Annotated in this window: 14 protein-coding genes; 7 read left to right on the top strand and 7 right to left on the bottom strand. The window is 56.1% G+C overall.

The annotated features are described in order from the left end of the window. Window positions 1-42: 42 nt before the first annotated feature. The 3 genes from KFE13_RS02075 to KFE13_RS02065 all read left to right on the top strand — a co-directional run bounded on the left by KFE13_RS02075 (window position 43) and on the right by KFE13_RS02065 (window position 4,663). Complete coding sequence (locus tag KFE13_RS02075; protein WP_260705464.1) at window positions 43-1,347, top strand: enolase C-terminal domain-like protein; 1,305 nt, start codon at window positions 43-45, stop codon at window positions 1,345-1,347. After that, window positions 1,344-2,189 (top strand): fumarylacetoacetate hydrolase family protein, encoded by an 846-nt coding sequence (locus tag KFE13_RS02070; RefSeq protein ID WP_260705463.1) that lies wholly within the window; start codon window positions 1,344-1,346, stop codon window positions 2,187-2,189. Before KFE13_RS02075 ends, KFE13_RS02070 begins: the two co-directional genes overlap by 4 nt. Before the next feature lie 149 nt (window positions 2,190-2,338). After that, window positions 2,339-4,663 carry an NHL domain-containing protein gene (locus KFE13_RS02065; RefSeq protein WP_260705462.1) on the top strand — a complete coding sequence of 775 codons (2,325 nt, stop codon included), beginning with the start codon at window positions 2,339-2,341 and terminating at the stop codon, window positions 4,661-4,663. Here KFE13_RS02065 and KFE13_RS02060 read toward each other — a convergent pair. From KFE13_RS02060 to KFE13_RS02030, 7 genes are all read right to left on the bottom strand, one after another. Further along, window positions 4,660-5,388 (bottom strand): ZIP family metal transporter, encoded by a 729-nt coding sequence (locus KFE13_RS02060; protein ID WP_260705461.1) that lies wholly within the window; start codon window positions 5,386-5,388, stop codon window positions 4,660-4,662. The genes KFE13_RS02065 and KFE13_RS02060 overlap by 4 nt on opposite strands. 104 nt (window positions 5,389-5,492) lie before the next feature. Beyond that, on the bottom strand, window positions 5,493-6,011 hold the full coding sequence (locus tag KFE13_RS02055; protein WP_260705460.1) for a DUF4149 domain-containing protein: 519 nt from the start codon (window positions 6,009-6,011) through the stop codon (window positions 5,493-5,495). 74 nt (window positions 6,012-6,085) lie between these two features. Next, the gene (locus KFE13_RS02050) at window positions 6,086-7,378 is read right to left on the bottom strand and encodes a carboxypeptidase-like regulatory domain-containing protein (RefSeq protein WP_260705459.1); all 1,293 of its coding nucleotides are present in this window, start codon (window positions 7,376-7,378) and stop codon (window positions 6,086-6,088) included. Window positions 7,379-7,453: 75 nt separating this feature from the next. Further along, complete coding sequence (locus KFE13_RS02045) at window positions 7,454-7,735, bottom strand: hypothetical protein (protein ID WP_260705458.1); 282 nt, start codon at window positions 7,733-7,735, stop codon at window positions 7,454-7,456. Further along, entirely contained in the window at window positions 7,735-8,217 is a 483-nt protein-coding gene (locus KFE13_RS02040; RefSeq protein WP_260705457.1) for a cytochrome c-type biogenesis protein, read from the bottom strand. Before KFE13_RS02040 ends, KFE13_RS02045 begins: the two co-directional genes overlap by 1 nt. Then, window positions 8,210-10,294, bottom strand: coding sequence for a heme lyase CcmF/NrfE family subunit (locus KFE13_RS02035; protein WP_260705456.1), 2,085 nt, complete (start codon window positions 10,292-10,294; stop codon window positions 8,210-8,212). The genes KFE13_RS02040 and KFE13_RS02035 overlap by 8 nt, the downstream gene beginning before the upstream one ends. A gap of 68 nt (window positions 10,295-10,362) precedes the next feature. Further along, window positions 10,363-10,791 carry a response regulator gene (locus KFE13_RS02030; RefSeq protein WP_260705455.1) on the bottom strand — a complete coding sequence of 143 codons (429 nt, stop codon included), beginning with the start codon at window positions 10,789-10,791 and terminating at the stop codon, window positions 10,363-10,365. Window positions 10,792-11,280: 489 nt separating this feature from the next. Between KFE13_RS02030 and KFE13_RS02025 the strand changes: the two genes are divergently transcribed. The 4 genes from KFE13_RS02025 (at window position 11,281) to KFE13_RS02010 (ending at window position 15,398) form a co-directional block, all read left to right on the top strand. After that, window positions 11,281-13,071 (top strand): sodium:solute symporter family protein, encoded by a 1,791-nt coding sequence (locus KFE13_RS02025; RefSeq protein ID WP_260705454.1) that lies wholly within the window; start codon window positions 11,281-11,283, stop codon window positions 13,069-13,071. 71 nt (window positions 13,072-13,142) lie between these two features. After that, on the top strand, window positions 13,143-14,360 hold the full coding sequence (locus tag KFE13_RS02020; protein ID WP_260705453.1) for a glycosyltransferase family 61 protein: 1,218 nt from the start codon (window positions 13,143-13,145) through the stop codon (window positions 14,358-14,360). Window positions 14,361-14,385: 25 nt separating this feature from the next. Further along, the gene (locus KFE13_RS02015; protein WP_260705452.1) at window positions 14,386-14,640 is read left to right on the top strand and encodes a hypothetical protein; all 255 of its coding nucleotides are present in this window, start codon (window positions 14,386-14,388) and stop codon (window positions 14,638-14,640) included. Window positions 14,641-14,672: 32 nt separating this feature from the next. Further along, window positions 14,673-15,398 (top strand): acyloxyacyl hydrolase, encoded by a 726-nt coding sequence (locus KFE13_RS02010; protein ID WP_260705451.1) that lies wholly within the window; start codon window positions 14,673-14,675, stop codon window positions 15,396-15,398.

Genomic DNA, 15,398 nt, shown 5'->3' with positions numbered 1-15,398 from the left:
TAGAGCGAATTTATAACTTTGACACAAAAGGAAACTTAGAAATTGAGCGAAATAACGATCACCGGAGCCCGTGTCATTGATCTGCGCTTTCCAACTTCGCGCGAACATATCGGCTCAGATGCTGTTAATAAGGATCCTGATTATTCTGCAGCGTACTGCATTCTTGAGACAAACTCTGGCCTTGAGGGGCATGGCCTCACTTTTACTCTGGGCCGCGGAACCGATCTTGTCGTCGAAGCACTGAATTACCTCACCCGCTATGTTGTCAATCGCACATTAAGTTCGCTGACCGAAGACATGTGCGCTTTCTCGCGGCAACTTACGGATGATTCCCAATTCCGCTGGCTGGGCCCCGAAAAGGGAGTGATCCATCTGGCGACAGGCGCCCTTGTTAATGCTGTCTGGGATCTCTACGCGCGCGCTGAAAAGAAGCCGCTGTGGCGGTTGCTTACCGATCTCGAGGCATGCCAGCTTTTGAAAGCGGTGGACTTCCGCTATATCGATGATGCAATTACTCCGCACGAAGCCTGCGATATCCTCACCGAGGCCAGAAATCACGGACAGGCAGCGCGCCTGGCTCTCCTTGAGCAGAATGGGTATCCCGCATACACCACGTCGGTAGGCTGGTTTGGTTACTCAGAGGAGAAGATCCGGCGTCTCTCGAAGGAAGCTCTCGCCGATGGCTGGACGCACTTCAAACTGAAGGTAGGCGGCGATGCTGCTGATGATCTGCGGCGTGGCCATATCGTCCGTGAGGAAATTGGCTGGACAAATAAACTCATGGTCGATGCGAACCAAAAGTGGGGAGTGCCTGAAGCGATCGAGCGCACAAGCCAGCTTGCTGAGTTAAAACCCTGGTGGATGGAAGAGCCGACAAACCCGGACGATATTCTCGGCCATGCCCGTATCCGTCGCGAAGTGCCATCCGTTCGCATTGCGACAGGCGAGCATTGTCATAATCGTGTCATGTTCAAGCAGTTTCTGCAGGCTGATGCGATTGATGTGGTGCAACTTGATAGCTGCCGCGTTGGCGGAGTCAACGAGAATCTCGCCATACTGTTGATGGCCGCAAAGTTCAAGAAACCCGTCTGTCCTCATGCTGGAGGCGTCGGCCTTTGCGAATATGTGCAGCATCTTTCGATGTTCGATTTTCTCTCTGTTTCCACCACGCTGAAGAACAGGGTGATCGAGTTCGTCGACCATCTGCACGAACACTTTGTAACCCCGGTTCACATCCGCAATGGGCATTATCAGGTGCCTCACGAGCCGGGATACAGCATCGAGATTCGCAAAGAATCCCTTAGCCGTTTTGCATATCCTGATGGTGAGGTCTGGAGAAAGAAATGAAGTTCGTTACGTTTGCAAGCAAGGGTTCCTCGGCCAGTCTTCCTGGCGCGCTGGTGGGGGAAAAGGTTGTCGATCTTTCAGGATTGGGATATTCCAGTGTCATTGACGTTATTGAGGCTGGAAACGAAGGTCTTCGCGACATCGCCGGTAAGCTGAATCAGGCTCCGCGGCTTCCTCTCAGTGAGGTCAGGCTTCAGGCCCCTCTTCGTCCATCGCGGATCTTCTGCATTGGATTGAACTATGCACGTCACGCAGAAGAGTCGAAGATGGCGGTTCAAAAAGTCCCGACTGTGTTTATGAAACTGCGTAGCTCTGTCATAGGCCCTGACACTCCAGTCATCCTGCCGAAGATCAGTTCGCAGCCAGACTATGAGGCTGAGTTCGCCGTTGTGATCGGCAAATCTGGATATCAGATTCCCGCCGCTGACTGGAAGGAATATATCTTCGGCTATACCATCATCAATGATGTCAGCGCGCGCGACATACAGCTCGCTACATCGCAGTGGACGTTAGGAAAGTCCTTTCCCACATTTACTCCGATAGGACCGTCGATCGTAACGGCAGATGAGATTGCCGATCCGCATGCATTGGATATCTCCCTGACGATTGATGGCGAGACGCTGCAGTCTTCGAACACGAGCGATCTCATCTTCAAGCTCCCGGCTTTAATCGAGCATATCTCGCACCTGACACCGCTCGAAGCGGGCGACGTGATCAGCACCGGAACGCCTGAGGGCGTTGGGCTGGGCCGCACCCCCCAGCGCTGGATCAAGCCAAACGAAGAGATGATCGTTACGATCGAAAAGCTTGGCAGCCTGCGCAACCCTACAGTCGCAGAATAATGGATCTTCGGCTGGCACAGAGATTCTGTGCCAGCTCACCTAAAGAGATATCTGTTTTACCGGGCAGATCGTGTAAGCTCAGCGGTAACTCTTTCATGGGCCTGCTGAGCACCTTTGCCTTGTATTGTCGCGCCAATCTAACAAGATTGGTGCTTATCCTGCTTTTCTCGGGAGTCGTTGCACATTCGCAGACTGCAGCGACTAGCGTCCCGCTGCTCCTGCCCTCGGCGATCGCGTTTGATGCGCAGGGAAATCTTTATATCGCCGAGACTGCTCGGCACATCGTCCGCAAGGTTGATAACACAGGCAATATGACAACCATAGCGGGGACCGGCATCCAGGGGTTCGATGGAGATGGTGGGCAGGCCACGCAGGCGCTCCTTGACTCACCGCTGGGCTTGGCTGTTCATGCAGGCAATCTCTACATCTCTGACAGCCATAATCACCGCATCCGTTGTGTCGATCTGAAGACCGCAGTGATTACGACCATTGCAGGAGGCTCCTCTGCAGGGGCTGGCGGGGATGGCGGCTCCGCATTGAACGCCAGCCTTGATCTCCCTGTAGCGATAGCAGTAGATACTCCAGGCAATCTTTACGTAGCAGATGCAAGGGCACATCGCATCCGAAAGATCGATACGACAGGAAGAATCACGACTGTAGCCGGTAGTGGAGATCAGGGGTTTGATGGCGAAGGTGCGAATGCAACGACAGCCTTATTGAATTCCCCCAATGGGATTGGTGTGGATTCAGTCGGCAATCTTTACATCGCCGATACCAATAACAATCGCATTCGCAAGGTCGACCCTTCTACAGGCGTAATAATAACGCTCGCAGGAAACGGTCAGCTAACGTCACTAGCGTTGCCTCGGGGTGTATCCCTTGATGTACAAGGGAATGTTTATATAGCGGATGCAGCGAATCATCGCATACGTCGAATTGACTCCGCGACGGGGGCCATCGCGACGATAGCTGGAGACGGTACACAGATGTTCGCAGGAGACGGAAGCGCCCCTGTGCAAGCAAGTCTGGATACCCCACAAGGAGTCTCCTTCTCTCCTGCGGGAGCCATGAGCATCGCCGACACGGCAAACGCGCGTATCCGTCAGGTTGTCGACAGCACCTCGCTTAGGACCATAGCTGGACTTGGCACGACCATTCCAGGCGTGCTCACGCTTACAGGACCATCCGTCGTCTCTTACGGTTCCGGCTTCATCACTGCGCGCCTGAATTCTTCAGGAGCCACTGGCAGGGTCACCTTTTTTGATAGCCGTGCTGCAAGCACCAACACCATCGCAGAAGTTACGCTTTCGGCAAATACGGCTCAATTCGATACCTCCACCTTGGAGGCCGGGCAGCATGTACTAACAGCAACCTACACAGGCGACCAGACACATAGCCCCGCGCAGAGCCAGACGTTCACACTTACGGTAAGCCCAATCTCGATAACGGCCACTGTCGTGCCTGCTTCCATCTCCTATGGACAAACCATTCCACAAATTGCCGGCACACTGACAGGAATACTTGCGCGTGATCAGGCAAACGTATCGGCCACCTTCTCGATTGGAGCCACCACGTTTTCATCACCCGGTGATTATCCTGTCGTGGTATATCTCGCAGGAGCGGCAGCCAGAAATTATGTCCTGGCTTCCACCCCGAGCCTGACGATCACCAAGGCTGCTTCCGCAACGACTCTAACCGCCGCGCTGACAGGCCAAACGGTGACATTGACGTCGCACGTCGCAAGTACGACCTCTGGTACACCGACAGGCATCCTTACGATTCTGGATCAAGGAGTCCCACTCACTTCACTTGTTCCCAACGCATCAGGAGATGCAGTCTTTTCAACCAGCACACTCAGCACCGGGCAGCATAGTCTGATCGCGGCCTACTCCGGCGATGGAAACTTCATGCCGAGCAGTTCGTCGCCATCACCAATTACGATTCCGGGCTCTCCCTCGGGTCCCGTCGATTTTTCGTTAGCCCCAACAGGTTCCACTACGCAGACAATCGTATCGGGAGCATCCGCTAACTTTACCTTTACCGTGCAACCTCAAGCCGGACTGTCCAGTCAGATATCGCTCTCTGCGGCTGGACTTCCTAATCTGGCTACCGCATCCTTTAATCCAGCCTACGTCCCCCCAGGAGCCAGCGCGACGGTCGTGACCTTGACGGTCGCGACTCCCAGGTCTGCACTCGTCCAGCAAAACATGGGTGTTGCCTTCGCGCTGTTGCCCTTTGCCACAATTCTGCTGCATCTGCGAAGGAGACGGATTGCAGTGCCTTGCATGGCTCTTCTGTCGCTCTTTACGTTGATCTCTGCAACAGGTTGCGGCGATCGCGTCTTTACAGGAACGTCGACAACGCAGACACCAAAGAGCTACACCATTACCGTTACTGGCACTGCGACCGGAGCATCGGGAAACAGCATTCAGCACGCAGCGACTGTAACGCTTGTCGTTGCTCCGGCAAACTAAATGGGGCTTAAAAGCTTCAAGAGGAAAAAGATAACGACGCCAATAAAAAAGACGAGAGCCATGCGAATACCAGGTTCTCGGTTGACCTCCGGCACAAGATCTGTTGCCGCGACGTAGATCGTCACGCCAGCCGATAGCGGCAATCCAACGCGCACCCACGCAGGCTGTAGATTGATCACCAGCACCCCGGCAAGCGTCGTTGCTCCCAGAAACATCGCTGAATTGAGTGCTGCCCGCTGTCCGCGTCCGCTGGCGAGCATTACGCTTGCTACCGTAAATCCTTCCGGCAGCTTGTGAAGAAAGACAGCGATAAAGATCACCCAGCCAAGCCAGTGCGAAATCACAAAGCCTGACCCAATGGCAATGCCATCAAAGAACGTATGCGCCGCCAAGCCAAGCAGCACAGAGTAGCTGGTTCTGGCAGAGAGAATCTCATCATGGTGCGTCTCTTCGCCAAAATGAAAATGAGGTACCAGCGTATGCTCGAGCAAATGCACCCCACAGTACCCCAGCAATACCAGCAGCGGAGCTCCTCGAGGATTGATGTTGATCCCCTCAGGAATCATCTCCAGCACGGCCGCCCCAAGCATAAAGCCCGCGCCCAGGGCCACAAAGTACCGCAGCGAGCGCGCAGAAGGTGAGCGTCTCACCAGCAGAACTCCACCCAGATAATCCGCCAGGGCCGCGGCGACGCCAAGCGTCAGGCTCAACCAGAGTGATGACATCGGTTATCTTCGTGTGGGCGGTGCCGTATTGCCAGCTTTCATAAAATGACGTGCATAAAAGAGAACGAACCATTTCGGCCCGTAGTCTCATCAGCCTCAGGACATCATAACTCTTTGAGTTTACCTGTCTCAGGCCATTGCGATTCGCGCGCCAGCACCAGAACAACACCGATTCCGCAAAACAAAACCAGACCCTCAAGCCTCTCCGAGAGAACATGCAATCGTTCGAAGTGAACACGCGCGGGGTTCGTCATATCCGCAGTTTCGATCTCGCCTCCGGCCTGCACGCGGTCCTGCTCCATACGAGGCAGAATACTGAACTGCGAATAAGCTGTGACGACCAGCATGATCACGGTCAATGTCGCTTCAATCGCAAACCCAACGCGCGCCGGCACCTCGGCACGCAGCCACAGAATGCCTGTGCAAAGGCAGAAGAGAATACCGCCGGCGAGTCCGATCCAATGCAGGATGACAAGTGTTCCTCCAACAACTAGCCCCGCCTGGTGCTGGCTGGCTAGACGCGTGAAGGCAACCGGTGCAACGACAAAGGCAAAGAACATAAGGCCACCCACCCATGCCACCATCGCCAGCATCCGTATAGCCCGAAGAAACTTTTCCAGCACTCGATCTGGTCCCTTCCAATAAGCGTCAGTATCGCAAAAAGGTTTCAACACTTCATGCCGCAGAATCACAAGGTCTAAAGCGTGGGCGGCTCTTTCCGCGAGAGCGCCCGCTTCAGAACAACCTCGATAGCCGCCTTCTGTTCTGCATACTCCGTCTCGTTCAAGCGCCCCTCAAGACGATCCGTCTCCAGCGCGAACAACTCATCCTTCAAGGATGTCAGCACGCCTCCGGCCTGCGGCGCAGCTCCCACAGGCACGACAGGAGCCATTGCTTGCACAGCTCCCCCAGGCTGATTGCCGTTCTTCAGCATCACGCCTGCGCCTGCAGCCATCGCAAGGCCAAGACCGCCAAGGATCCACCATTTGTACTTTGCCCAGGGATCGTTCGTGCCCTGGGGGTCGATGGGGTTTCCCAGGCCGCCTCCCGGGCGCGTATCGGAGGCCGTAGAAGCACCACTGGCAGGCTGCTGACCGGTATCACTGGCGCCAGCCGCTCCACCACCTGCAGCACCAGTCTGCGAATCACGCGGAAGCTGCCCCGCACCCGAGATCGTAAACTCAAGAGGCTGCGATGGCGAGACGTTCCGCGCCACATACGTCTGTGCCGCCAACTCCTCCGTCACCGGCGAATAAGCGGATGAAGAGCCTGCTTGAAAAGTCATGCTCTTCGGCATCATGATGGCGATCGTGTCGGTGGCCATCGAAGGTTTAGGTCCGAGCTTCAGGCTGCCGGAGTAGGGAAGATGATACGTAATCTGAAACCGCGTCTCGCCCGGGCGAATCGGGAAGACGAACGCGTAATGATTCGGGTCACCCAAAGGCATCGGCGAAGCCTGCACGGGCATCCCGCCAGGTCCAAGTGCAGCTGAGCCCTCAATCACTGCGCCAGCGGGCAGATAAAACTCAAACGGCCGATCGCTGAACTGTGTTTTGGGTGGATTCGATTCATTCTTGATGAAGAAGTTCTCCACGATCCGCAACGTGTTACCACTCTCGTCCGTCTGGATGCGCATCACGTCGGCCTCGCTGCTGACGCCTGCCACTTTTACAGCAGCATCGAAGACCTCAACCTCAACCGACTGCGTTCCTGGAGGCGCCGGCCGGAAGTAGTTGGCCTTGTCGTGCGTCACGCGCACCAGGTGGACACCCTGATCAGGCACATCGAGTGTAAAGCGTCCCTTCGCGTCCGTTGTCGTCCGTGTCGCTTCCTGCATTCCTTGGGCCAGCCGAATCAAAACCACCTCGTCGCCGGCAGAAGGCTTGTTATGTGTTTTATTGACGACGGTTCCGGTGATGGATTCAGCGGAAGCAAGCACACCGAATCCTGCAAACAAAACTGCGATGGCAGCCAGACGACGAGAAAGCAAAGATAGACGGATCACCCTTAAAGTCTACGTCAAATCAATGATTGCTGAGGTAGAGCAACAGCGATAGCTTGCGCTTTATCGAGCGGTTACCGCGCGGCGTTCCAGCAGGTCCATCTCCGCGAGCACCGTTGCAGCTTCGTTCTCGAGAGCTGCTCTCTGCTCGGCATAGTCCTGCTCAGGATACTTCCCGGCAAGGTACTCGAAGTTCAGATCGCGCAGGTTGTCGTAGACCACTTCCTTGCGTTCCCGCAGATAATCCAGGCGTGTCTTATCCGCTTGAAAAAACGGGTTGCGCTCCGGCCAGAAGATAAAGACGAAAAGCGCAATAGTCAGTACGAGTCCGGCAACCGTTCCCATCAGTACTCCGTCTCCCGGCGGATTCTCTCCCGCAGCGCATCATCCTGAAGAGGATGAGCAGGCATTCCAGCTATGGCTGTGCTCGGACGCGTACGCTTACGCCACATCGACACCAGCACCCCGGTTCCCACGGTGGCAAGCAGAAAGACCGCCGCAGGAGCGATCCAGGCCGCGTTATCGAAACCACCGCGAATCGGCGCGGCCAGAACCGTCGGCCCATACTTCGCCGAGAACCAATTCAAAATCGCTGTATTTGAGCCGCCACCGGCGACCTGCTGGCGCAGCTCGCCGATCATACGGTCCGAGTCCGGGCAGCCGACATGGTTGCACTCCAGCAGAATCTGCCCGCAGCCACAGACGCAAACCATCTCGTGTCCTAGCTTGCCGAAGCGTGAGCTTGAATCCGCGCCAAGCATCGCTACCGCAAGCAGGCAGACCAACGCACCCTGCGCCCATCGCGTTGTCGTCATCCGCCTAAGCATGATGCACCTCAGGCTCAGCAATGGCTGGCGAGGGAACCGTTACAGCTGCGCGTACTGGAGACTTCGTAAGCGCGGGAATAAGAGCAAGGAAGGTTCCCAGCACCACAATCACCACGCCAATCCATATCCAGTTCATGAGCGGATTGATAAAGACTTTGATGATCGGCTTATCCGTATCCGGGTTCTTGCCTTCATAGATCACATAAAGATCCTGCGCCAGTGTCGAGTGCAACGCCACCATCGTCGATGTCGTCTGGCTGGCGATGTAGAAGCGGCGCTCCGGCGCAAGCTGTGTAATCTTCTTCGAGCCCTTGTAAACATCCAGTAGCGCGTACTCGGTATCGAAATTTGGGTTCGAGTCCTGTGTGAAGCTCTGGCACACTAGCCTGTAGCCGCCAAGCTGCATCGTGTCGCCAAAACCCATCTCCTGCTCGCGCGACTGGTTGAAGGCTCCTCCGGCGATTCCGATAAACATCACCACAATGCCGAAGTGGACAATGTAGCCGCCATAACGGCGCGTATTCCGCCGCACCAGCAACACCGTTGAGGCCAGCAGGTTTTTCCCAGTCTGCGTACGCACAACACCGGCGCCACGCAGAAACTCCGCTGCGATGGCTGTAATCACGCCAGCCGACAGCGTGAAGGTGATCAGTGAGAAGAGCTCCGCCTGCATGTCGTCGCCGGCGTTCCACGGTCTTACGCCCGCCACGATGCACACAATCAGAGCAACAGCCATCGCGATGCATGGCAGAACAAAGTTTCTGCGAATCGTGCGCAGCGAGGTCGAGCGCCACGCCAGCAGCGGCCCAATGCCGGTCAAAAAGAGCAGAAATATCCCGATCGGCAGATTCACGCGGTTATAGAAAGGCGCGCCTACCGTCACCTTCGAACCCTGCACGTACTCGCTTAAAACAGGGAAGAGGGTCCCCCAGAGCACCGTAAAGCAAGCTGTCAGCAGAATGAGATTGTTGAACAGGAAGCTAGACTCGCGGCTGACAATCGACTCCAGCCTGTTCTCACTCTTCAGATGATCTTTCTGCTTGAAAAACGTAAACAGGCAGACTGCGAAGACGACCAGAATGAATCCGTAGAACCAGTCACCGATCGACGACTGCGCAAATGCATGGACGCTCGAGACGATGCCGGAGCGCGTCAGCAGCGTCCCCAGGATCGTCAGCAGGAACGTCGAGAAGATCAGCCAGACGTTCCACGTCTTCATCATCCCGCGCTTCTCCTGCATCATCACCGAATGCAGAAACGCCGTACCCGTCAACCAGGGCATCAGCGAAGCATTCTCCACCGGGTCCCATCCCCAGTAGCCGCCCCAGCCCAGTACGCTATAGGCCCAGTGCGCTCCCAGAAAGATGCCGCAGGTCAAAAACAGCCACGTCACCATCGTCCAGCGCCGCGTAATGTGGATCCACTTCTCCCCCGGATACCGCATCATCAGTGCGCCCAGAGCGAAGGCGAACGGCACTGAGAACCCCACATATCCCAGATACAGCATCGGAGGATGAATCACCATCTCGGGATACTGCAGCAGCGGATTCAACCCGAAGCCATCCTGCGCTACCGGTCCCGGCTGAATCGCAAATGGAGGAGCTGCAAAGTTCAGCAGCAATAGAAAGAAGACTTGTATACCTGCCAGAATCGTCGAGGCAAAAGCCGACAGCCGCACATCCACCCTGTGACGCATCCGCAGAACAAAGCCGTAGCAGCTCAACAGCCACGCCCACAACAGCAGCGAGCCCTCCTGGCCGCTCCACAGCGCCGAGAACTTGTAGGCCGTATTAAGGTCGCGGTTCGTATGGTGCAGGATGTACGAAACCGAGTAGTCGTTGGTGAATGCAGCCCAGACCAGCGCAAATGCTGCGCAGCTTAGCGCGATAAAGCTGGCGATGCCTGCTCTACGAGCCGTCTCGCCCAGCCGTCCCGCTCCGTCGCCGCCAGCCGTAAAACCAGGCATCGACCGTGACCGCCAAAGCGCAACCGCGCCCGCAACAAGGGTATACGCGCTCAGCGCCAGGGCCAGAAGCAGCGCAAAACTCCCGAACTCGGGCATGGGATGGCTTTGCATGGATTCCTCCACCCCATTCTCTCAAGCGTCAAGGGAAAACAGCAACGGAGGCGGTAAGAAACCGCCGTTTATCGCGCAGAAGGGATGGTGACGGCGGCCGGCACATCCGCTGTGGACGATGCGTCAGGTTCTGCAACCAGCTCTCGAACGCACTCGAGCAGTTGCTCCGGAGGCAAAGGCTTCAGGCGGAATTCGACCTGTAGCCCGTCATACAACGCCTCAGCCTCTTCCATGCCGCTGATCACCAGTACAGGAATCTTCGGAAAGGACCGACGGATCTGCTGCACAAACTCTGTTCCACTCATATCGGGCATGACGTGGTCCGTGACGACCAGTTGAACCTCAGTAGGGAAGTCGTTATTCCTCAACTGCTCCAGTGCTCGCGCCGGATTCAATGCGGTAATGACGAAATAGCCGGACCGGCGCAGAATCACCTGTCGGATCGCAGCCTGTACCGCATTGTCATCTACCAGGAGAATCGTCTTCGTGGTCGGCATCAACTACTCCAGGAGTAAACTGGCATTTTTCGTGCCACGTTTCTCTCCAAAGATCATCTGAGGATTCGATACGGAAAAATCTCCGTAAAAGTATGTTCCCAGTGCAGAGCAGGACGCCCCAAAGGCCAAGCCAGGAACCGATACTGTCTGGCCGTCCCGATAGATCAAAATCGTACAGAATCCATCAAAACATCGGTCATAGGACATTCTTAGCTGTTTTGACCGATGCTCAAACTAATTGCGTTTGATGCCGCTTTGCACATTCAGGTTTGTTCGCATTAAGTAAAAAGGGCAGCTTCCTCCTTTGCCATCCCACCTTCGTTCGTGGTTTTCTGCTGCTAACGGGGTATCAGGAACAATGCAAATGGAATAATTGCTGCATCCATACGCCGTTAGGGCCTATGTAAACGACGCTAGACGAGGCAGAAGAAACTATTTACATTGAGCCGAAGTAAACTAAAAGCACACTCGTTCTGTTGAAGGGGAATCGTGAATCTCTCCATCGTCGACTGGCTCATCATGCTGGTCTATTTCGCCTTCGTCCTGGGCATCGGGTTTGCCCTCAAGCGCTATATGCGCACTTCGAACGACTTCTTCCTCGCCGGACGTTCCATCCCGGCCTGGGTCTGCGGCCTCGCCTTTATCTCGGCAAACCTCGGTGCACAGGAAGTCATCGGCATGGGGGCCTCGGGTGCCAAATACGGCATCAATACGAGCCACTTCTATTGGATCGGCGCTGTCCCTGCGATGATCTTCGTCGGCATCTTTATGATGCCGTTTTACTACGGCTCCAAAGCGCGCTCCGTACCGGAGTACCTCCGTATGCGCTTTGACGAAAAGACCCGCGCCGTCAATGCTTTCTCCTTTGCCATCATGACCGTGCTCTCCTCCGGCATCTCCATGTATGCGATGGCATTGCTGATCCAGACCCTGGGACTTCTCCACGGCATCGTACCCGATCAGTACATCTTCCATGTCTCTGTCTTCCTGTCGGCCATCATTGTTCTGGCGTATATCTTCCTGGGTGGCCTAACCAGTGCCATCTACAACGAAGTCCTCCAGTTCTTCCTCATCGTCGCTGGCTTTGCCCCACTAGTCTGGATCGGCCTTCGTAACGTTGGAGGATGGCAGGGAATCAAGCAGACACTGCCAGCGGCCATGACGCACTCCTGGCGCGGTATGGCTCATGCCAATACCAATACCCTCGGGGTTGAATGGGTTGGCCTTGTCATGGGACTCGGCTTTGTTCTCTCCTTCGGTTATTGGTGCACCGACTTCCTCGTCGTCCAGCGAGCCATGGCGGCTGACTCCGAAGAATCTGCCCGCCGCGTCCCTTTGATCGCTGCAATCCCGAAGATGTTCTTTCCGTTCCTGGTCATCCTGCCGGGACTTATCGCCGTTAGCATTACCTCACACACCTCGGCAGCACCCACGGCTATCGTTACTGGTTCAACGGGTGCGGCTCTTGTCGATCAGCACCCGCACGGTATCATTCCGCAAAAGACCGACCCGCTCAACGGCAAAGCCATCGTCGACAGCCACGGACAGCCCGTCTATAACTACGATCTTGCCATCCCCGTCATGCTCCTGCACTTCTTTCCGACCGGCATTCTGGGACTCGGCCTCACCGCACTTCTTGCTAGCTTCATGTCCGGTATGGCAGGCAACGTAACCGCCTTCAACACCGTCTGGACCTACGACATCTATCAGGCCTACATCAACAAGCGCGCAACCGATGCGCACTATCTGTGGATGGGACGTATGGCGACCATAGGAGGCATTCTCCTCTCCATCGCCGCAGCCTATGCAGCCACCAGCTTCAACAACATCATGGACGCGCTGCAGCTCGTCTTCTCCTTCGTCAACGCGCCTCTCTTCGCGACCTTCCTTCTCGGCATGTTCTGGAAGCGCACCACCGGTCATGCTGCTTTTACGGGCCTCATCTCAGGAACATTGGCCGCTCTCGTCCATCACGGACTCACAATGCCTACGGACGCCACTCCTGGTATTCACGGCGGCTGGATCTCCGTCGTTCATCGGTACTCCAGCGAAATGGCTCAGAACTTCTGGACCGCGATCTTCGCCTTCTCCGTCAACTTGATCGTCACCATTGCGGTCAGCCTGGTCACGAAGCCGCGGCCTGATTCCGAGCTGGTTGGCCTCGTCTACTCGCTTACTCCCAAACCAGCTGAGCATCACCTGGCCTGGTACCAAAAGCCCTCTACCCTAGCCTGGAGCGTTCTTGGACTTCTGGTCATCCTCAACCTGATCTTTGCGTAATTTGTATCGCCGGTTTTGTCCTGACTCCCAGGGCCTGAAGTCGATTTTCCGATCCGTGATTGGAGGTTTCGATGCAGCAGCCGTATGGTCCGGGGCTTGAGCTCATCCCTGATGCACTGGGAGAAAAACTCACCTGGGCAGCAAAGAAGGTGATCCGGAAGGCCGACAAGACCCTTCTGAAGCCGATCGATCGTCTGGGACTTGAAAAGCTCCGCGTTACAAAGCTGATCGCTGCAAAGGATCGCATCGGCCACGAGGTACACGGCTACCGTGTCCTCCATCCCGCGCAGTCAGTTTCCATTGCACAGCCAGGAGACGAATCATTCCTCGCTTTGGCGAAGAACTACGGTTCAGGCACCATCCCGCTCGCCGAAGCCTTTGTCTGCGAGGTATCGCCTGCCCACTACTACCCTCATCTCGGTCTCGTTGCTAACAAGGACTTCGAGGTCTTCTGCGACTCCGTACTCTTGCCGCATCGCTTCCAGCTTAGCCCCGCCTATCGCAGCTTTAAGCCCCGGCAAACCGAGCACCATATTGGAGTAGCCTCCACCATCCAGCGCATCGACTCCTACAGCTTCTGGCACTGGTTCGCCGACTGTCTCCCTCAACTGCTCACCATCGAACGCTACATGGAAGGTCAGCCCCTCACCCTGTTCATCACCGACGACCTGGGCAGCTTTCAACGCGAAACACTCGCACTCGTCGCTCCTCCCTCGATGACAATCCAGTCTGTCCCGGGCAAAACGTGGATTCGAGCCGACCGATTTATCCTGCCGTCGTATCTCTCCGGCAGATGCAACGGCTACCTGCACGATGCCTATTACTACGACGAGATTCGCCGCAGAATTGCCCACGGCTTCGGGCTGCCGAAGAACCCTGCCAAAGACCTCAGGATCTATCTCTCACGCGCCGGTGCCAGGCGCCGCAGGATCAAAAACGAACGCGCGCTCGTCGATCTGTTGTCTCGATACGGCTTTATCGAAATCCAGCCCGAAAAGCTCAGCCTCCGCGATCAGGTGGACATGTTTCAGCGAGCCGAGGTCATCGCCGGACCACACGGCAGCGGCCTCGGAGGAATCGCCTTCGCTCCCGGGGCAAAAGTGCTTGTCTTCTACTCCGAGCCGCATCCCAGCGAGTACTTCTACACCATGAGCCGCCGCGTCGGAGCACAACACTATGGAGTCATCCATAACTTCAGCTACGATGAAGACTGCGTCGACGACTTCCCGGTTGATCTGGACCGTATCGAAGCAACGCTCGCAGGCCCCATGGGACTCGAGAAAAAGTAGAATCAGTTGTACCTGAAGGAGAACCATGGGACTTGATATCCGCATCCCGCTCGGCCTCATCTTTCTCATCACCGGCGGCATTATTTCCATCTACGGATTCATCACCAGAAACTCCGCCATCTACGAGCGTTCGCTCGGCGTCAACCTGAACCTCGGCTGGGGACTGCTCATGTTTCTCTTCGGCCTCATCATGTTCCTCGTTGGACGTCGCCAGAAGTGGCAGGACGACCCGGTCAATCCGCGCCCCTGGGAGCGTGAAGGCCGCACGTCGCATCATTGATCCTGCGTCGTTCCGCACGCTTGCTCCTTCGAATGAAAAATCCTTGTCGTCTGGTAAGCCTCTTCTTTGCTCTTGGGTCATTCGCTCTGCATGCGCAGGAGCCGCACACCTATTCCATGCGGCAGTCTCTCTCCGTCTTCGCCGAGTACTCCAATACGTCAAGCCACGTCATTCTTGGAGTCACACAAAACAGGCGTCTCACCGCTCTCGGGTTGGCCTACTCCCGCCGCCTGCTCCATACCCAATACGCCGACTGGTACTATGCGCCTGAGCTGCTGCCCTTCGCTCTCATCCAGGATCCCGTCGCCAATCTGACCGTCAATTCTTCAGCAGGCACATTCTCTGAGAGCACGCCATCCGTCTCCGCCTGCAGACCGGCGGTCATTGTCGTTCAGCCCAATCCTGGCTCCGGCTTCTCCGGCTACACGGTCACACGCACCTGCAGTACCCGCTCGACCTATGCCGGAGGCCTCAGCCCACTGGGCCAGCGCATCAACTTCATCCCGCACAGCCGCATCCAGCCTTTTGTCATCGGCAACGCTGGCTTTCTCGTCGCTCCTCGCGACATCCCTGTCAACGACTCCTCGCGCTTCAACTTCACCTTCGAGTTTGGAGCAGGCATAGAGTTCTTCCACGACCATCACCACTCCTGGTCAGCGGAGTACCGCATCCACCATCTCTCCAATGACTACACGGGCAATAACAATCCAGGTATCGACAATCAGATCGTTAAAGTGACCTACTCCTTCGGCCGATAA

Source organism: Edaphobacter flagellatus, from assembly GCF_025264665.1.
Taxonomy (GTDB): domain Bacteria; phylum Acidobacteriota; class Terriglobia; order Terriglobales; family Acidobacteriaceae; genus Edaphobacter; species Edaphobacter flagellatus.
The sequence above is the reverse complement of the archived record's forward strand: the minus strand, read 5'-3'. Positions and strand labels throughout refer to the sequence as shown.